16 protein-coding genes are annotated in these 18,305 nt (G+C 39.6%); 1 reads left to right on the top strand and 15 read right to left on the bottom strand.

Translation table 11 applies throughout. The features are described 5' to 3' along the window. Window positions 1-391: 391 nt before the first annotated feature. The 9 genes from pyk to A6J31_RS03480 form a co-directional block, all read right to left on the bottom strand. Window positions 392-1,894 carry a pyruvate kinase gene (gene pyk, locus A6J31_RS03520; protein WP_080610458.1) on the bottom strand — a complete coding sequence of 501 codons (1,503 nt, stop codon included), beginning with the start codon at window positions 1,892-1,894 and terminating at the stop codon, window positions 392-394. Window positions 1,895-1,964: 70 nt separating this feature from the next. Further along, window positions 1,965-2,984: a 6-phosphofructokinase gene (gene pfkA, locus A6J31_RS03515; protein ID WP_014634333.1), complete on the bottom strand. Its 1,020-nt coding sequence runs from the start codon at window positions 2,982-2,984 to the stop codon at window positions 1,965-1,967. Window positions 2,985-3,075: 91 nt separating this feature from the next. Next, entirely contained in the window at window positions 3,076-6,186 is a 3,111-nt protein-coding gene (locus A6J31_RS03510) for a DNA polymerase III subunit alpha (protein WP_080610457.1), read from the bottom strand. A 214-nt stretch (window positions 6,187-6,400) separates the two neighbouring features. Next, complete coding sequence (gene leuD / locus A6J31_RS03505) at window positions 6,401-6,991, bottom strand: 3-isopropylmalate dehydratase small subunit (RefSeq protein WP_002884116.1); 591 nt, start codon at window positions 6,989-6,991, stop codon at window positions 6,401-6,403. Window positions 6,992-7,002: 11 nt separating this feature from the next. Continuing rightward, complete coding sequence (gene leuC, locus A6J31_RS03500) at window positions 7,003-8,394, bottom strand: 3-isopropylmalate dehydratase large subunit (protein ID WP_013990716.1); 1,392 nt, start codon at window positions 8,392-8,394, stop codon at window positions 7,003-7,005. 30 nt (window positions 8,395-8,424) lie between these two features. Further along, window positions 8,425-8,706: a DUF1294 domain-containing protein gene (locus A6J31_RS03495; protein WP_037601120.1), complete on the bottom strand. Its 282-nt coding sequence runs from the start codon at window positions 8,704-8,706 to the stop codon at window positions 8,425-8,427. A gap of 4 nt (window positions 8,707-8,710) precedes the next feature. Beyond that, window positions 8,711-9,748: a 3-isopropylmalate dehydrogenase gene (leuB, locus tag A6J31_RS03490; RefSeq protein ID WP_014634329.1), complete on the bottom strand. Its 1,038-nt coding sequence runs from the start codon at window positions 9,746-9,748 to the stop codon at window positions 8,711-8,713. Window positions 9,749-9,766: 18 nt separating this feature from the next. Next, complete coding sequence (locus A6J31_RS03485; RefSeq protein ID WP_014634328.1) at window positions 9,767-11,323, bottom strand: 2-isopropylmalate synthase; 1,557 nt, start codon at window positions 11,321-11,323, stop codon at window positions 9,767-9,769. 346 nt (window positions 11,324-11,669) lie between these two features. Beyond that, window positions 11,670-12,362 carry a phosphoglycerate mutase gene (locus A6J31_RS03480; protein ID WP_002884137.1) on the bottom strand — a complete coding sequence of 231 codons (693 nt, stop codon included), beginning with the start codon at window positions 12,360-12,362 and terminating at the stop codon, window positions 11,670-11,672. A gap of 255 nt (window positions 12,363-12,617) precedes the next feature. On the opposite strand from A6J31_RS03480, the gene A6J31_RS03475 reads away from it, so the two are divergent. Then, window positions 12,618-13,553, top strand: coding sequence for a dihydroorotate oxidase (locus A6J31_RS03475; RefSeq protein WP_021144297.1), 936 nt, complete (start codon window positions 12,618-12,620; stop codon window positions 13,551-13,553). 61 nt (window positions 13,554-13,614) lie between these two features. Here A6J31_RS03475 and A6J31_RS03470 read toward each other — a convergent pair whose 3' ends face one another. The 6 genes from A6J31_RS03470 to recN all read right to left on the bottom strand — a co-directional run bounded on the left by A6J31_RS03470 (window position 13,615) and on the right by recN (window position 18,302). Then, complete coding sequence (locus A6J31_RS03470) at window positions 13,615-13,815, bottom strand: hypothetical protein (RefSeq protein WP_002883994.1); 201 nt, start codon at window positions 13,813-13,815, stop codon at window positions 13,615-13,617. Window positions 13,816-13,874: 59 nt separating this feature from the next. Beyond that, window positions 13,875-14,150: an HU family DNA-binding protein gene (locus A6J31_RS03465; protein ID WP_002884048.1), complete on the bottom strand. Its 276-nt coding sequence runs from the start codon at window positions 14,148-14,150 to the stop codon at window positions 13,875-13,877. Between the two features lie 136 nt (window positions 14,151-14,286). After that, on the bottom strand, window positions 14,287-14,859 hold the full coding sequence (locus A6J31_RS03460) for a YpmS family protein (RefSeq protein ID WP_080610456.1): 573 nt from the start codon (window positions 14,857-14,859) through the stop codon (window positions 14,287-14,289). After that, window positions 14,852-15,727: an SGNH/GDSL hydrolase family protein gene (locus tag A6J31_RS03455; protein ID WP_080610455.1), complete on the bottom strand. Its 876-nt coding sequence runs from the start codon at window positions 15,725-15,727 to the stop codon at window positions 14,852-14,854. The genes A6J31_RS03460 and A6J31_RS03455 overlap by 8 nt, the downstream gene beginning before the upstream one ends. Next, window positions 15,720-16,562: a DegV family protein gene (locus tag A6J31_RS03450; protein ID WP_021144300.1), complete on the bottom strand. Its 843-nt coding sequence runs from the start codon at window positions 16,560-16,562 to the stop codon at window positions 15,720-15,722. The genes A6J31_RS03455 and A6J31_RS03450 overlap by 8 nt, the downstream gene beginning before the upstream one ends. A 69-nt stretch (window positions 16,563-16,631) precedes the next feature. Then, the gene (gene recN, locus A6J31_RS03445; RefSeq protein WP_004182651.1) at window positions 16,632-18,302 is read right to left on the bottom strand and encodes a DNA repair protein RecN; all 1,671 of its coding nucleotides are present in this window, start codon (window positions 18,300-18,302) and stop codon (window positions 16,632-16,634) included. Window positions 18,303-18,305 lie beyond the last annotated feature (3 nt).

The following is an 18,305-nucleotide window of genomic DNA, read 5'->3' as shown; positions in this document are numbered from 1 at the left end:
ATAAATTGATAGTTATTTAAGAAGTCTACCTAAAAAAATAATGTTTACAATTGACCTAACTATAGTTTAAAAGCCTATTTAGCGCCTTTCTGTAACTCGTAGTTTTCAAGAAAAACAAAACTCTTAGAAAAGATAATTTCCCTCTTCTCTAAAATCTTCTAGGCCTATGACACAGATTCTCGTTTTATCGACATTTAGGACAAAATCTGTTTAAAATGCCAAATGTAATAAATATTAATTCGCCACTTCTTCATTTCTTATTATTATCCGATTAATTTACCTACCTATGAAAAAAACTCTATAATCACTTCAATAGCTAAACCACTAAAAAGATTATAGAGCAAAAAAAGAAGATCCCAAGGATCTTCTTTCTATTTAAGTTATACTTAAATTATTTTACTGTGCGGATACGCATAGTGTTTGTACCACCTGTACCTACTGGAACACCAGCAACGATAACAATGTTGTCACCAGATTCTACAAGACCTGATTCCAATGCAACTTTTTCAGCAACATCAAACATATCATCAGTTGAGCTTGGTTTTTCAGTAACTACTGGAATAACCCCCCAGTTAAGCATCAATGATTTTTGAGTAATTTCATCGAATGTTACAGCCAAGATATCAGCTTCTGGACGGTATTTAGAAATCAAACGAGCAGTGTTACCTGATTCAGTAAGAGCAACAACAAGTTTGATATCCATTGAGTTAGTAGCATCTTTAACTGCAGACGCAACTACTTCAGTCTTAGTTGAACGGTCAAATGTTGATGAATCAAGACGACCATACTCTTTAAGAAGAGTTTGAGCGTTTTTATCAATTGTAGCCATTGTACGAACTGATTCAACTGGGTATTTACCATTTGCAGACTCACCAGAAAGCATTGTAGCATCTGTACCATCGATAACTGCGTTAAATACGTCAGATACTTCAGAACGAGTTGCACGTGGTTTTTCTGTCATTGTTTCAAGCATGTTAGTAGCTGTAACAACAACTTTACCAGCAGCGTTTACTTTAGTGATGATCATTTTTTGGTAAACTGGAACCATTTCGAATGGTACTTCGATACCCATGTCACCACGAGCGATCATGATACCGTCAGCAGCTTCGATGATTTCATCGATGTTATCGATACCTTGTTGGTTTTCGATTTTAGCCAACAATTGAACGTGACCGTTACCAGTTTCTTCACAGATAGCACGAACTTCTTGTACGTCTTTTGCAGTACGTACGAATGAGATAGCGATAAAGTTAAGACCTTGTTCAAGACCAAAACGGATATCAGCGTTATCACGTTCAGCAAGTGCTGGGAAAGGAATTTTAGTGTAAGGGATGTTTACACCTTTTTGTTTAGCGATGATACCATCATTTTCAACTTCAACGATGAATTCACGTTTTTCAGCATCTCTGTCTACAACACGAAGACCAAGTTTACCATCATCGACAAGAACTTGTTTACCAACTTCTACATCGTCAAAAACGTCAAGTGCACCTGCAACGTTCAATGCGATAACGTCGCGAGTTGATTTGATACCTTGTTTAGTAGCAACACGAATTTGTTCACCAGTTTTGTATGCATACTCTTTAGCATCACCTTCGAACAATTCAGTACGGATTTCAGGTCCTTTTGTATCAAGAAGGAAACCTACTTTTTGACCAGCAAGGTCTTCTGCCATACGAACGACATCCATACGTTCACCTTGTTCAGCGTGGTCACCATGTGAGAAGTTGAAACGGAAAACGTTGGCACCTTCCTTGATCAATTGAGCAATGTTTTTAGCAGATGCTTCACGGTCAAGTTTTTCGCCCCAGTAACCATCTTCACCAAATTTTTTGCCGCCACGGATTTCAACCGCAGGACCAAGTGTTGCAACGATTTTTACACGTTTATTCATGATAAATAAAAACTCCCTTATATTTTTTGTCGCCTTAGCGACGGATTAACAATAATTTAAGTAACTGAGATTAGCTCAAGTTAGACAATGAACGGTTAAGGTCTGCAAAGTCAAGACGAGCTTTGTGTGGATTGTTAACGATAATTTTACCGTCTTCAGTAAGACTGAACAAAGCGCCTTCTTCTGCTGTACCAAGGATTGGGCTTTCAACAAGCTCTTCATTGTGGATACCAACAGCTACACCACCAATACCTTGTTTAAGGAGGTCAACCGCATGTGCACCCATCCATGAAGCAAGAACACGGTCACGCGCAGTTGGTGAACCACCACGAACCACGTGTCCAATGTTTGTTGCACGAAGATCTGAAGTATCTCCAGCTTCTTTCATTTTAGCTGCGAATTCGTCAGCACCCATAACACCTTCAGCAAGTACGATTACGTGGTGAGTTTTAGCACCTGATTCGTAACCTTCTTTAACTTTACGGACAACTTCGTTGATGTCGTACTCTTCTTCAGGTACGATAATTTGGTCTGCACCAGAAGCAATACCAGCCCAAAGTGCGATATCACCAGCGTTACGTCCCATAACTTCAACGACAAAAGTACGTCCGTGACTGAAAGCAGTGTCTTGAATCTTATCGATAGCTTCTGTTGCAGTTGCAACAGCAGTATCAAAACCAATTGTATAGTCTGTACCAACGATATCGTTATCGATAGTTCCTGGAAGACCAACAGCTGGGAAACCATGTTCAGTCAAACGCATAGCACCATGGTAAGAACCATCTCCACCAATAACTACTACACCTTCGATTCCATGTTTTTTAAGTTGCTCAATACCTTTAAGTTGACCCTCAAGTTGGGCAAACTCAGGATAGCGAGCAGACTGAAGGAAAGTACCACCACGGCTTAGGATGTTGTCTACGCCTTTAGCATCAAGTTGGAAGATATCTCCTTCAACCATACCAGCGTATCCACGGTTAATGCCGAATACTTCAATTCCTTCAGAAATTGCTTTGAGAACAACTGCGCGAGCGGCAGCGTTCATACCAGGGGCATCTCCACCACTAGTCAAAACAGCAATACGTTTCATTATTCCTGATACTCCTTTTATATATTTAACATTTTCATTATAACACAAAGAATTCTAAATGGCTTTAAATTTGAAAAGATTTATTGTTTTTTTATCGTAAAACCGTTTTCAACACATAAGGTGCTAATTCCTGATTAAGTTCCTCGTTCTTAGCTACTTTATATCTTTGACTAACGATAGTTTCCTTACTTCCTTGATAACGAATAATGACAGGAATGTTCCCGGGATACTTAGCTAAGATTTGAGAAACTTCTAAGTCCTTATCATGATTCTCAAGTAAAATCCAGAAACGCTCCGTACTAGCTTCCTCCATGTTGGACAAAATTAACTGAATGCGTCCATCACGCTCCTGGGTCCGTCCATCAAGATAAAAGAGACCACCTTCACTCAACTTATCCTTATGATAGAAATAGGTTTCTGGGAAAAGGGTGACATCAAGTTTATTGATCCCATCAGTGACGTTCAGAAAGGCCATCTGATCACCTTTTTTAGTTCTGATAATTCGAACGGACTCTAGCTGAACCAAAACCGTCGCCTTACTATTAACAGTCAAATCAGAAATTGGTTGATAGGGACGAGAGGCCATTTTTTGAGCAAGGTGTAAGGGATGCGGACTAAGCCCAACTCCTAGTAACTCCTGTTCTAAATTATAACGATCCGTCTGGCTATAGTCTTCATAATCAACCCAAGAATAAGAGGACTCTGCAAACAAGCTTCCTAACTCATTGACAAAAGTAAAGAGGTTGTTTAAATTGCCAATGATTTTCTGACGGTTTGGTTCAAAAATATCAAACAAACCAATTTGAATAAGAGGTGTCAAAATATCGACTTTCTGATATTTGCTAGGAATACGTGTTAAAAAGTCTTCTATAGAAATGTATTTTCCATTTTGTTTGCGATCCTCAATAATCCAAAGGGCAAAATCTCTTGGCAAGCCTTTGATAGTCTTAAGACCTAATACGATCTTGCCATCTGAAATCTTGTCCAGATAGGGAATCCTATTAATATCGAGACTAGCTAGGGAGAAGCCATTTTCAATTGCATCCTTAATGTAATCACTAGACGAATAATTCAACATGACGTCATAAAATATCTGTGGGTAGTGCGTTTTGAAATAGGCTAACTGAAAGGCTAAAGCTGAGTAGGCATAGGCATGACTTCTATTAAAGCCATAACCTGCAAACTTAGCCATCATACTAAAGAGGCGTTCAGCAATCTGTGGGTCACGTCCTAACTGACGACTTCCTTCCATGAATTGTTCGGACATCTTAGACATTTCATTGGCATCTTTTTTAGACATCGCTCGACGAAGCAAATCGGCTTTTCCGAGTGTAAAGCCCGCAAATACTTGGGCAATCTGCATAACCTGCTCCTGATAGAGCATGATGCCATAAGTAGGCTCAAGGATTGGTGCAACTACTGGATCAATGAGATCTACTTTTTCCTTACCGTATTTACGAGCAATGAAATTATCTGTATAATCGCTAGCTCCGGGACGGTTAAGAGAGGTTGTCGCTACGACTTCTTCGAACTTAGCCGGTTTAATCCGTTTAAGGAGGTTTATGGCACCTGCCTGCTCAAACTGAAAAATTCCCTTTGTCTTACCACTGGCAAAAAGTGCTAGGGTCTGTGGATCTTCCAAGTCAATGGATTTGATATCAATAGTAATTCCCTGCTCTTCTTCAAGTTTCTCCTTCATTTTTTGAACAAAGGTCAGATTACGAAGGCCCAAAAAATCCATCTTAAGCAAGCCATTGGCCTCAACTGCGGAGGCATCGTACTGAGTAACCATCATATCCTCACCAGCTTTTAGAGGAATATGGTTGGTCAGATCGTCATCACTCATCACTATACCAGCTGCATGGATTGAGGTCTGTCTTGGCTGGCCTTCAATAGCCTTAGCAATCTCAAAAGCCCTCTGAAATTCCTGTCTCTGATTAATCAACTGTCTAAATGACATATTCTTCTCATAGACAGAGGTCAAGTTATCACGAAAAGAAATCTTTTTACTTAGTTGGGACAGTTCAAATTCCTTAGCTCCGAAACGTTTAAAAACATCTCGAATAGCCTGCTTGGCTCCAAAGGTTGAAAAGGTAACAATCTGAGCAGAGTGCTTACTACCATAACGGTCCCTAACATAATGAAGAAACTCGCTTCGATAGATATCAGGCAAGTCGATATCAATATCAGGCATGCTGTAACGCTCTTCATTTAGGAAACGCTCGAAAAGCAAGTCATTTTTAACGGGATCAATTCCAGTAATATCAAGGACATAGGCCACCAAGCTTCCTGCAGCAGATCCACGTCCCATTCCCATATAATAACCACGGCTACGCCCAAAGCGTAACAAGTCCCAGACAATCAAGAAATAATCATCAAAGCCCATCTGATGAATAATAGACAATTCTTTGTCTAAACGTTCCTGATAAACTGCTGAGGTTAACTTTTTAGACTCCAATCCAGATTGAGCTAATTGACGTAATTGGTCAACTGCTGGCATATCTCGATTAAAACGTGGAAGCTTCAAATCCGTATCAAATTGATAAGTAATGTCTGAAACAAGTTGCTCCAAATTGTTCAAAGCCTCTGGAATATCACTATAGGCACTTTCCATTTCTTGAGGCGAGAAAAGAAGCTGATTCATAGGGCAAATAGAGGCCTCTGACAAGGAAACGTTTTGTAAGATGGCATGCAACATCTGAATCGTCGAGCGGTCTGCATTCTCAAAGTAACGCACTGTATGTAAGGGAACTACAGGATAATCAAACTCTTTGCCAGCATCTTCTGGCCTTACCCCAATGAAAACCTCTGAACCAAGAGTCATCCCTGGCTCCCAGTCTTCACTCGGAAGGATGAGGGCAATAGCATTTAGATAGTCCGAAAAAGCTGTAAATTCACGCTGTCCTGAGGAGAGCTCTGTTGCCAACTTCATCAAATTTTTATAGCCCTGATTATTTTTAGCTAATAGACGAAAAGGAATTTTTCTTCCCTCGTAAAATAGATTAGCTTCCATACCAATCAAAGGACGTAAACCGTTTCCACTTGCAAGCTGGGCAAAATGATAAGCAGCATAAAGATTGTCACGATCCATCAAACCAAGGGATTGATAGCCAAGCTCTTTGGCACGCGCAACGTAGCTGTTCAAATCTACGACACTATCCATGAAACTATAGACAGATTTTGTATCCAATTGTGCAAACATGAAGGCCTCCTTTCTATCTTTCTATTATAGCATACGACACTAGTAAAAACGCCTCTACCATATCAACTGTTTCAAACAAAAAGAATGAGATAGAACAACATTTTAGACATTGTCCTTATCCCATTCTTTTAAGTGATTATTATTTTTTTACTAACACATCATTGCTTCTGATAGCGAGATTGAATATCAAAGCTTAGAGAAACAACTTAGTCCCTTATTGCCAATATGATGGGCGTTGTTTTTCATAGGCAGCAATCAAATCTTCATATTGAAGAGTGATGCCAATATCATCAAGCCCTTCAACCAATTTACGTTTCCACTCATGATCGATATCAAATGGAAACTCTCCTGCTGAAGATTTAATGACTTGGTTTGGAAGGTCAATCGTGATTTCTTCACCCGCAGGAAGAGCAGCCAATTTTTGACGTACTTCCAAGGGTTGAACGATTGGCAACATACCATTCTTCAATTCGTTGTTATAGTGGATATCTGAAAATGATCCAGCGATAACACAGCGGAAACCATAGTCTTCCAATGCCCATGCAGCGTGTTCACGAGATGATCCTGAACCAAAGTTATCACCAGTAACCAAAATAGTCGCATCGCGATACTCAGGTTTGTTGAAGACAAAATCAGGATTTTCTTCGTAGTCATCATTAAGATAACGCCATTCAAACATCAAATTCTTACCAAAGCCTTTTTTATCAACAGCTTTCAAGAATTGTTTGGGAATGAGTTGGTCCGTATCGATGTTATCATTCATCAAAGGTACTGATTTCCCTGTATAGACGGTAAATTTTTCCATTATCTTCTCCCTTATGCTTGAACTTCTGGCATATCGCGTACATCTACAAATTTACCAGCGATTGCCGCAGCTGCAGCCATTGCTGGACTACAAAGGTGAGTACGAGCTCCATATCCTTGACGTCCCTCAAAGTTACGGTTACTTGTAGATGCACAGTGAACGCCTTCTGGAACATGGTCTGGGTTCATACCAAGACACATTGAGCAACCTGGATCACGCCATTCAAATCCTGCATCCAAGAAAATTTTATCCAAACCAAGACGTTCAGCTTCTTTCTTAACTGGACGTGAACCTGGAACAACAATAGCTGTCAATGTTGGTGCAATATGTTTTCCTTTGACGAATTTAGCAGCTAACTCAAGGTCGCTAAGACGTGCGTTAGTACAAGAACCAATAAAGACATAGCCAAGATCGATATCTTTAGCATACTCGCCAGGCTTAACGTCCATATACTCGTAGGCACGTTCATCATTAAAGTCTTTGATTTCTGGGAATGGTTGGTCAAACTCAACACCCATTTCAGGGTTAGTTCCCCATGTAACCATAGGTGCCAATTCTGAAACATCAATAGTGATTACTTTATCATATTCAGCATCTGGATCTGAAACCAACGTTTTCCAGTCAGCTACTGCTTCTTCAAACTTCTCACCCTTAGGTGCGCATGGACGCCCCTCAACATAATCATAAGTTTTTTGGTCTGGATTCATAAGACCCATCTTAGCACCAAATTCAATAGACATGTTACAGATAGTCATGCGTTCATCCATTGAAAGTGCATCAATAGCTTCACCACAATATTCAACCGCGTATCCTACACCAGCATCAACGCCATAGCGTGCAATAAGTGCAAGAATAAAGTCTTTTGAATAGACACCTGGCTGAGGTTTACCAACAAATTCAACCTTCATTTTCTTAGGTTTTACTTGCCACAAACATTGTGTCGCAAAGACATGTTCTACCTCAGATGTACCAATACCAAAGGCAATGGCACCAAAGGCACCGTGCGTAGCCGTATGACTATCCCCACAAACTACAAATTTACCGGGTTGACTACGACCTGTTTCAGGACCAACCATATGGACAATCCCCTGACGAGCAGTACCGTGAGTAGCCGCATCAATACCAAATTCTTCAACGTTTTTCGCCAAAGTGTCAATTTGGTTTTTAGAAATAAGGTCACGAATGTTAAAAATATCAACTGTAGGAACGTTGTGGTCTGTCGTACCGAAAGTTAAATCTGGGCGACGAACTTTACGTCCAGCATCACGAAGTCCTTGAAAGGCCTGTGGACTTGTTACCTCATGAATATAATGCTGATCCACATACATCAATTGTGGTTCGCCCTCGTTTCCAGTAACGACGTGGCGTTCCCAAAGTTTATCAAAAATTGATTTTCCGCTCATAAAATACTCCAAATATAATCTAAGGATTAGCTAATCCGAAAGTCTTGTTAGAATAAGGTATAAAATAACGACATCAATAACAATGCCTATAAGCCAACATAGCTTAAAATACCATTTGTTAATTTTATGTCTAAAAAGTTTTCCACCTAGAAATGCACCAATACCACCAAAAATCAGAGTCTGTAATAATAATGCCTTCTCAGAAATCCGTCTTTTATGTTGAATGGCCTTACTTTTATCAAGTCCATAAGCACACAAAACAAGGATATTCCATACCAACAAAACACTGAGTAACACTAGTTTTAGTGTCATGAGTTTAGAGATTGCTAATAATAGCTGCTGTCATTTCAGCAGTCGAAGCCTGACCACCCAAATCACGTGTCAAGATACCTTGGTTCAAGGTCTTATCAACAGCATTTTCAATCAATTCTGCCCCTTCAGTTTCATTGAAACTTTCACGCAACATCATAGCTACTGATAAAATCATTGAAATTGGGTTGGCAATACCTTGACCGGCAATGTCTGGTGCTGAACCATGAATAGGTTCATAAAGACTAGGACCATTTTCAGAATGACTGGCAGATGGCATAACACCTAAAGTTCCTGGAAGGACACTTGATTCATCAGACAAGATATCTCCAAAAAGATTTTCTGTCACAACCACATCAAAACGAGCTGGGTTGGTAATCATAATCATTGCCGCACTATCAACGAGCTGGTGTTCAAGAGTTACATCTGGAAACTCCAAAGAAACTTCATCGGCAATCTTACGCCACAATTTAGAAGTTGCCAAAACATTTTGTTTATCAATGCTAGTGACCTTTTTGCCACGACCTTGGGCAATCTTGAAAGCACGACGCATGATACGACGAATCTCATCTGCTGAATAATCATTGATATCACGAGCCTTATCTTCTTCGAGAATATGCTCACCAAAGTAAATCCCACCTGTAAGCTCACGAACAACGACAAAATCTACGCCTTCGATACGCTCTGGTTTAAGAGGTGACAAGTGTTTCAAAGCATCAAAGATGCGGACAGGACGGATATTAGCAAAGAGATTTAGCTCTTTACGAATGGCTAAAAGTCCTTGTTCAGGACGAACTGGCGCATTGTCATATTTTGGTCCACCAATTGCAGCCAAGAGGATAGCATCTGCTGATTTAGCAGCATCCAAAGTTGACTTAGGAAGTGGATGACCTTCAGCATCAATACCAGCACCACCAAATGGTTTAGCATCAATGTCATAATCAAATCTAATTTTTGAAGCTACTTTTTCAAGAACTTCAAGACCTGCTGCCATAATCTCAGGTCCAATTCCATCACCTGAAAGTGTTACAATTTTCTTTGTCATGTTTAACTCCTCTTTGGCTTATGGAAGGTCACGATAAGAAACCTTACGTGCCATCTCACCAGCATTTTCTTTTTGAACCAATGTATTAGCATTGATATAGGCAATTGCTGATGCTTTCAAAACATCAAAGTCCAAACCAGATGCATTGAAAATAGTATCTGTATCTACATTTTCAACAGTTACAAGTACACGCGCTTGCGCATCAATACCATCAGTTACAGCGTCAATATTATAAGAAGTCAAGCGAACTGTTTGGTTGAAGAATTTATCAATAGCATTAAAGATAGCTTCAACTGACCCTTGTCCATTGGCCAAAAATTCTACAGATTCACCGTCTTCATTAGCCAAGCTTACTGTAGCAGTGATTGTTTCATCAGCATTAGTAGTCAAGCGAAGATCTTCGAAGTGGAAACCTTCTGGATTATCTACACTAGTACCAGCAACAAGGGCACGAATGTCTGCATCTGTGATATCATGTTTTTTCCCAGCCAAGACTTTAAATTTAGCAAAAAGTGGTTTGATATCTTCTTCAACAAAGTCAAGCTTAAGTTCTTTTAATTTTTCAACAAAGGCATGACGTCCTGACAATTTACCAAGAGGAAGACTGTTACTCTTCACACCTACCAATTCTGGTGTGAAGATTTCATAAGTTTGTGGGTTCTTAAGAACACCATCTTGGTGGATACCTGATTCATGAGAGAAGGCATTTCCACCAACAACTGCTTTATTTTTAGGAACAGGAATTCCAGAGAAGCGAGAAACAAGCTCTGAAGTATTCATTGTTTCGTTAAGAACAATATCACTTGTTGCTTGGAAAAAGTCTTCACGAATTTTCAAAGCAACAGCTACTTCTTCAAGAGCAACATTACCCGCACGCTCACCAATACCATTGACTGTTCCCTGTACACGTCCAGCACCGTGTTTAATTGCTGTCAAAGTATTTGCAGTTGCCATACCGAGGTCATCGTGACAGTGAACACCAAAGACAACTTTATGATCTGATTTAATATTTTCAGTCAAGTGATCAAAAATACGTGCAAACTCTTCCGGAGTCGTAAAGCCAACTGTATCAGGAATATTAATATATGAGGCACCAGCATCAACTGCTGTTTGAACAACTTCAGTCAAGAAATCAAGCTCAGTACGAGTAGCATCTTCAGGAGAAAACTCAACAACTTCAAATTTTGAACGTGCATATGACACATGTTCTTTTACAGCTTCAAGAATTTCTTCTTTTGATTTCTTCAATTTAAACTCACGATGAATCGGACTGGTTGCGATAAAGACATGAATTTGTGGATACTTAGCATCTTTCAAAGCCTCATAACAAGCATCAATATCAGATTTTACTGAGCGAGCCAAGCCAGTAACAGAAGTTGTTGTCATAGCTTCTGCAATTTGTTTTACTGCTTCAAATGAATCTGGGCTAGCTGCAGGGAAACCAGCTTCAATTACAGAAATTCCCCATTTTTCAAGTTGCTTAGCAATAGCAACTTTTTCTTTGATTGAGAAGTTAACACCAGGTGTTTGTTCCCCATCACGAAGACTTGTATCAAAAAATTCAACTTTACGCATAGACAATCCTCTTTCTAAAAGTAAAAACGATAGTAGTAAAAAAACATCTCACTCGGAAACCCAAGCGAGATGTTTTTACCTCCCGCTTGGTAAGCCAAACAGGACTAATGCTTTTGCACTAGCCCTCATTACGCAATAGCAAAACAGTTGTAGTTGCGAATGTCATTTGACTCATTTCCTTTCGATGTATCTTGGTTAATATGATACATCTTTCCAACTTGAAAGTCAAGGAAAAATTACTGAATTGACTGACTTTTCTGACCACTATTTACATTTATTTTCAAGAAAAGAAAAAAGCTGACCAAAGTCAACTTTTTATTTGTTAATGATAACTACTTATCTCAGCTTATTTTCCGAGGTAGTATTCGTTAACAACGTTCAATTTTTCGTCAAATTCGAATACCAATGGTGGGAAGTTTGGAATTTCAACATCCATGATTTCGTCGTCTGACAATTGTTTGATGTGTTTTACAAGGGCACGGATTGAGTTACCGTGTGCACCTACGAATACGTTTTTACCATCTTTAAGAGCTGGAGCGATTTTATCTTCCCAGAATGGAAGGGCACGTTCCAAAGTAACTTTCAAGTTTTCAGCATCTGGAATTACTGAGTCGTCAAGTGAAGCGTAACGACGGTCAGTGTGTGCTGAGTGCTCATCATCACGATCCATTGCTGGAGGCAATACATCGTATGAACGACGCCAGATGTGAACTTGCTCATCACCAAATTGTTCAGCAGCTTCTGCTTTGTTTTTACCAGTCAAACCACCGTAGTGACGTTCGTTCAAGCGCCATGATTTTTCAACTGGAACCCAAAGTTGGTCAGATGCTTCAAGAGCCAAGTTAGTTGTTTTGATCGCACGTTTCAATACTGAAGTGTATGCTTGGTCAAATTCGATACCAGCTTCTTTGATCAATTTACCAGCGTCAATAGCTTGTTGAGTACCTTTTTCAGAAAGATCTACGTCAGCCCAACCTGTGAAAAGGTTAGCTTTGTTCCATTCAGACTCACCGTGGCGAGCGAAAACCAATTTTACCATTAGTTATGTCTCCTTTTTATTTTGGGTTATACCCATTTACTCTATCTATTCTACCCAAAAAACCTTGAAAAAGCTAGCAAAATCCAAAAAATTCTGTAAAATTCTATCGCTTCTTGCCTTAGCTAAAAGAGACGGTATCAGAATTTTGTTTTAGATGCTTTTAGCTGTCCAACATTTCCTTGTTTTAGGCCTCTTTTCATGCTAAAATGAGATGAAATAGTAACATTTTACTTTGTGATCTTTAAGGAGGATCTTATGGTTTCTACTGCTACAAAAGTTGGTCAGTTTACATTTGCTAACTGTCTCATGAATGCTGCTGGTGTTCATTGTATGACTAAGGAAGAATTGGCAGAGGTTGAGGCTTCAGCCGCAGGCTCATTTGTCACAAAAACTGGGACACTTGAGGCCCGCCCTGGTAATCCTGAACCACGTTATGTGAATGTACCTCTTGGGTCAATCAACTCAATGGGATTGCCAAATAATGGTTTTGAATACTACCTTGACTATGTCATTGAATTGCAAAAGCAACCCAATACAAAAAATCATTTTCTTTCACTTGTTGGTCTCTCACCTGAGGAAACGCACACTATTCTTAAAAAAGTTCAAGATAGCGACTACGAGGGGCTGGTTGAACTCAACCTTTCATGTCCTAACGTTCCAGGAAAACCTCAAATCGCTTACGATTTTGAAACAACAACCGAGATCCTTACTGAAGTCTTCTCTTACTTTACAAAACCTCTTGGTGTGAAATTACCACCATACTTTGATATTGTGCACTTTGACCAAGCTGCTGCAGTGTTTAACCAATTTCCACTTGTCTTTGTTAACTGTGTGAACTCAATTGGTAATGGCCTTTACATTGAAGATGAATCTGTTGTCATCAAACCTAAGAATGGTTTCGGTGGTATCGGTGGTGACTATATCAAACCTACTGCCTTGGCAAACGTTCACGCTTTCTACCAACGTCTGAAACCTGAAATCCAAATTATTGGTACTGGTGGTGTCAAATCTGGTCGTGATGCCTTTGAACACATCCTTTGTGGTGCAAGTATGGTACAAGTGGGTACTGCCCTTCAAAAAGAAGGTGTCACTGTTTTTGACCGTATTACTAAAGAACTTAAAGAAATCATGGAAGAAAAAGGTTACGAAACTCTTGAAGACTTCCGAGGAAAACTTCACTACATTGACTAGTCTACAAAAAAAGTTTGGAAGGTCTTCCAAACTTTTTTATTATTTGATGAGGATTCTCTTATTAGACAAGACCATCATCGTCACGTTCATCCCAGTCTTCAAAAGGATCCTTGCCCTCTTTCTCAGCTTGAAGACGTTTCTGACGAGCTTCTTCGATTTGTTTTTCACTTGGCTTCATCAGTTTGCTGATAGCAACAATACCTGATAGTTTAATAACAGTAAAAACCAAAAGAAAAATCAATACCACTGTTATGGTTTTCATAGATTTCCTTAACTTATTTCGTATAAATCAAAACCCCTAAAATCTTAGGGGTTTTTACATTATTTAACTGCGTCTTTAAGAGCTTTACCAGCTTTAAATGCAGGAACTTTAGAAGCTGCGATTGAGATAGCTTCACCAGTTTGTGGGTTACGACCTTGACGAGCAGCGCGTTCGCGTACTTCAAAGTTACCGAAACCAATCAATTGTACTTTTTCACCTGCAGCAAGGAATTCTTCGATAGAAGCGAAAACTGCATCTACAGCTGCTGCTGAATCTTTTTTAGTAAGCTCAGTTGCTTCTGCAACTTTAGCGATCAAATCTTGTTTGTTAGCCATTGTAACAATCCTCCAATTTATTTCTAAGCGAATAGTTTTTTTAGCGCTTGAACAAGTATTATCTTATCCTAAAAGGCCTATGAGGTCAAGTAATAAACGCTAATTTAATCGCTTTTTTGCAAAAAGTAAAGGCTTTTTAATTTATTGTCTTATAGATGTCAAATTCGATACGGTCATTAACCAAATCAAGGCTTTGAGCACGTGCTGTAATCCCCTTCACATTCTTCATAGACTGAATATTTAGGGTAACCTTTCCCTTCTTACTATCGATGGAGATGTAATCAGGAAGGTTAGTTGAACGTTTAATCATCTTAAGGGCATCCGAAACAGGCAGTTTCAAGGTTCCAGCCGAAAGTTCAGAAACATGAAGTACAATTGCTCCTGATTCACTAACAACCGGCGTAAAGTAGACATAAAGAGGGACAGGGTGACCTAAAACCTTATAGCTACTTTCAAAAACAATTTTAGAATTGGTAACCTTGACCTTAAAACGCATCTTATCGGTCGAATAATCTTGGGCAAAGCCTGTAAGAGCAGCGTCAAGCTCCTCCCTAGTCATACTATACTTTCCAATTTTAGTTGCTCCCTTAGGTAGGGATACAGAACTCGTCGTCTCCACTGGAGTCATGATTCTATAGGCCACAACACTAACTAAGGCTAGATTTAAGGCCAAGAGTCCTAAAAATAACCACTTCCATATCTTACTCACCTGACCACTCCTTCTTTGTTTGGTTAATACGCTTCAAAATGGCATCTGACATAATTTGATAACCTGTATTATTTGGATGAAAATGATCATCCTCAAAAAGAGCATCATTCAGGTTATCTTGAGAAGAGTTACTAGACTGAGACGTATCATCAGAGCTTGTAACACCGCCCTTACCGTCAATTCCCTTATAAAGCAAATCATTTACAGGAACAAAGTAGACATTATCGTACTTCTTGCACACTTCTTCAGTAGATTGGTTCCAATTATCTACAATGGTTTGCATTTCTGTCATCTCTGGAAAATTAAGATAAAAAGGATTGTAAATACCAACAATATAAATTGGCAATGTTTTATTATCCTTACGAGCTAACTCAATAATCTGTCCTAGTCTCTTTTGATAGTCCTGAGCTGGCTTAGTGAAGGTGTCTACATTAAGATTTGTGATATTGTCCTTAATGACATGGATTACATCATTACCACCAACTGTAAGAGTCATCACTTTAGCCTTCTTGAGATCTCTTTGAATATCCTTCTTTTCTTGCATTCTCTTGAGAATTTGATTACTCGTATTTCCTGCGATACCATAGTTGCGAGAGGTCACTTGCCAGTCAAAATCTGACTCTAAGGCCTGAGACAAAACAGGAACGAAGCCCCCTTGATTACTACTATCACCTACACCTTGCGTAAGGGAATCACCGATAGCAACATAGGTGACCTTTTCATTTTTGATAGATTTGATCTTTCCTGCAATTTTTGATGACTGATGCGTACTAGGAACTACAAAAATGAAGAGGCCGACAAATAAGAGAAAAAGCAAGAAGAAGCCTAGGAGGCTTCTAACTAATTCTGATTCTTTCCACTTATTCATAGCGAACCATTACGGCAAAGGCACCTTCACCAGTGTGCGTTTGAATGATGGAACCAGTCTCAAGGATTGAAATTGGAGCGCCCAAAACTTCAAGTTTTTCAGCCATTTCATGTGCAAAATCTGGTGTCCCTGCATAAGAAATACCAATCTCTGCCACTTTGCGGTCCTTATCCTTGATACCATTAATATAAGAATCCAACCATTTTGTAAAAGTCTTAGCACCACGACCCTTCGCAATCGTATTCAACTGATAGTCTTTCAACTCCATAATGACACGGATATTGAGCAATGAAGATAGTAGACCTGTTACACGTCCAATACGGCCGCCTTTGACAAGATTCTCAAGGGTAGACACACCGATATGAAGTTCAGATTTACTTTTCACTTCTTCCACACGTGCTACAATCTCATCAAGACTAGCTCCTGCTTCGGCTAGTTTAGCTGCTTCAACAACCTGAAACTTTAGACACTGATCTGTAAAGCCTGAATCGATGACGGTTACATCTGCTCCTGAAAGGCTAGCGCCTTGACGTGAAGCTTCACATGTCCCAGAGAGTGTGTGCATGATGTGGATAGCCACAATCTGTTCTGCACCTTCTTTGACAAGTTTTTCATATGTCTCAGCAAACAAACCTACTGGTGGTTGGCTTGTCTTTGGTAACTCTTTACTATGCTTCATCATATCCAAGAAACGGCCTTCTTCTCGAAGATCACTATCTGAATAGATGACACCGTCCACCATAACCGACAATGGAACAACAGTGATATTATATTTTTCAACCAATTCTGGTTCAATCGTAATTGACGAATCGGTTACAATTCTGATTTTACTCATATTTTTCTCGCTTAACACAAATTTTTATTCTATTATAGCATGACTGGAAAGCTTTTCCCAAGTCTTTTCCTAAAGAGAGTCATCCACCTTTAACAAGGCTCTTGCTTGGCTCAAGGCAGCCTCTGTCACATTATCACCTGCTAACATCTTAGCGATTTCTTGCACCCTTTCCTCAGGTGTCAAAAGACGAACACGAGAGACAGTCGTCTCATTATCGCTTTCCTTAGAAATAAAGAACTGATAATCAGCAATTGCAATAACTTGCGGAAGATGACTGATAGCCAAAACCTGACCATGACTCCCAATCTTATGAATTTTCTGAGCGATGGCTTGGGCAACACGACCTGAAACGCCAGTATCAACCTCATCAAAGACGATACTTGTTTTGTCTTCTTTGCGGGCAAAGGCTGACTTAATCGCTAACATGAGTCGAGATAATTCTCCTCCTGAAGCAACCTTAACAAGCGGTTTAAAGCCTTCACCTGGATTGGTTGAGATGTAAAACTCAACCTGCTCATTGCCATCACGGTTAAATTTCCCTTTTGTAAAGGTAACTTTAAAATCAGCCTTATCCATGTAAAGGTCGCATAACTCGTTCTTAATCTCAGCTTCAAGGGCGGTAGCAATTTGATGGCGTGCCGTTTGTAGGGTCTCTGCAGACGCAAGCAAGTCTTTTTCAAGTTGCTTAAGCTCTTGTTCCATGGCATCTGACGAGCTGGAATTGCCAGTCAGAAGATTGTACTCTTTACTTGAATTTTCCAGATAATCTAAGACATCATCAACAGTTCCACCATATTTACGAGTAATTGCATTAATCGTATCTAAGCGGTGTTCAATCTCTTGCAAACGCCCAGCATCAAAGTCCAAATTATCCAAAAGGTCACCGAGTTGCTTAGTGACATCTTCCAGAACATAATAGGCTTCTGATAAATTTCCAGAGAGTTCTTTGTAATCAGAGTCATACTCTTCAAGAGACTGGAGGTCGTTCATAGCAGAACGAACATTTGAAAGGCTTGAAAAATCTTCATTATCCAGCATGACATAGGCATTGGTTAAGGTATCAGCAATCTGCTTATGGTTAAGAAGCTTGTCTCGCTCCTTCATCAATGCCAAATCTTCTCCTGATTTTAGAGAGACTGCTTCAATTTCTGCAATCTGAAAAGCTAGCATTTCAATTCGAGCCTTATGCTCCTGCTCATTTTTCTGCTTTTCAAGAACGGCTTTTCTTAACTCACGATAGCGGTCAAAATACTCTTGGTACTCTTTCTTAGTCTGGAAAAATTCCTTGTCACCAAAGGCATCAAGCATGGTAATATGCAGAGCAGGTTTCATAAGTTCTTCCTGGTCATGCTGTCCATGGATATCTACCAAGAAGTGCCCAACGGCTTTAAGCGTCGTTAAATTGACCATCTGTCCATTGATACGACTAACACTTCTACCATTTTGGAAGATTTCACGACGGATAATCAATTCATCCTCGACAGGAATCCCATTATCTTCCAAGATACTAACCAAGGCAGGATTTTGTTCGATTGAAAAGAAGCCCTGAATTTCAGCCTTAGATGCTGAATGACGGACGACTTCACTAGAAGCACGTGCGCCCAACATAAGATTCATGGCATCTATAATAATGGACTTACCAGCACCTGTTTCACCAGTAAGGACGGTCATACCATTCTCAAAGTTTAGAGAAATCTCTTCAATAATTGCGAAATTCTTTATCGTAATTTCGAGAAGCATAGG

The sequence above is a fragment of the Streptococcus sp. FDAARGOS_192 genome, assembly GCF_002073815.2.
Lineage (GTDB): Bacteria > Bacillota > Bacilli > Lactobacillales > Streptococcaceae > Streptococcus > Streptococcus salivarius_H.
This window is presented reverse-complemented; position numbering and strand designations above follow the sequence as displayed.

What these genes read in the sequence shown, in the direction of transcription:
- recN (WP_004182651.1), bottom strand. Translation starts at nt 18,302, where the DNA reads ATGCTTCTCGAAATTACGATAAAGAATTTCGCAATTATTGAAGAGATT.
- leuD (WP_002884116.1), bottom strand. Translation starts at nt 6,991, where the DNA reads ATGGAAAAATTTACCGTCTATACAGGGAAATCAGTACCTTTGATGAAT.
- A6J31_RS03495 (WP_037601120.1), bottom strand. Translation starts at nt 8,706, where the DNA reads ATGACACTAAAACTAGTGTTACTCAGTGTTTTGTTGGTATGGAATATC.
- pyk (WP_080610458.1), bottom strand. Translation starts at nt 1,894, where the DNA reads ATGAATAAACGTGTAAAAATCGTTGCAACACTTGGTCCTGCGGTTGAA.
- A6J31_RS03485 (WP_014634328.1), bottom strand. Translation starts at nt 11,323, where the DNA reads ATGCGTAAAGTTGAATTTTTTGATACAAGTCTTCGTGATGGGGAACAA.
- A6J31_RS03450 (WP_021144300.1), bottom strand. Translation starts at nt 16,562, where the DNA reads ATGAGTAAAATCAGAATTGTAACCGATTCGTCAATTACGATTGAACCA.
- A6J31_RS03510 (WP_080610457.1), bottom strand. Translation starts at nt 6,186, where the DNA reads ATGTTTGCACAATTGGATACAAAATCTGTCTATAGTTTCATGGATAGT.
- A6J31_RS03465 (WP_002884048.1), bottom strand. Translation starts at nt 14,150, where the DNA reads ATGGCTAACAAACAAGATTTGATCGCTAAAGTTGCAGAAGCAACTGAG.
- A6J31_RS03455 (WP_080610455.1), bottom strand. Translation starts at nt 15,727, where the DNA reads ATGAATAAGTGGAAAGAATCAGAATTAGTTAGAAGCCTCCTAGGCTTC.
- A6J31_RS03480 (WP_002884137.1), bottom strand. Translation starts at nt 12,362, where the DNA reads ATGGTAAAATTGGTTTTCGCTCGCCACGGTGAGTCTGAATGGAACAAA.
- leuC (WP_013990716.1), bottom strand. Translation starts at nt 8,394, where the DNA reads ATGAGCGGAAAATCAATTTTTGATAAACTTTGGGAACGCCACGTCGTT.
- A6J31_RS03475 (WP_021144297.1), top strand. Translation starts at nt 12,618, where the DNA reads ATGGTTTCTACTGCTACAAAAGTTGGTCAGTTTACATTTGCTAACTGT.
- pfkA (WP_014634333.1), bottom strand. Translation starts at nt 2,984, where the DNA reads ATGAAACGTATTGCTGTTTTGACTAGTGGTGGAGATGCCCCTGGTATG.
- A6J31_RS03470 (WP_002883994.1), bottom strand. Translation starts at nt 13,815, where the DNA reads ATGAAAACCATAACAGTGGTATTGATTTTTCTTTTGGTTTTTACTGTT.
- leuB (WP_014634329.1), bottom strand. Translation starts at nt 9,748, where the DNA reads ATGACAAAGAAAATTGTAACACTTTCAGGTGATGGAATTGGACCTGAG.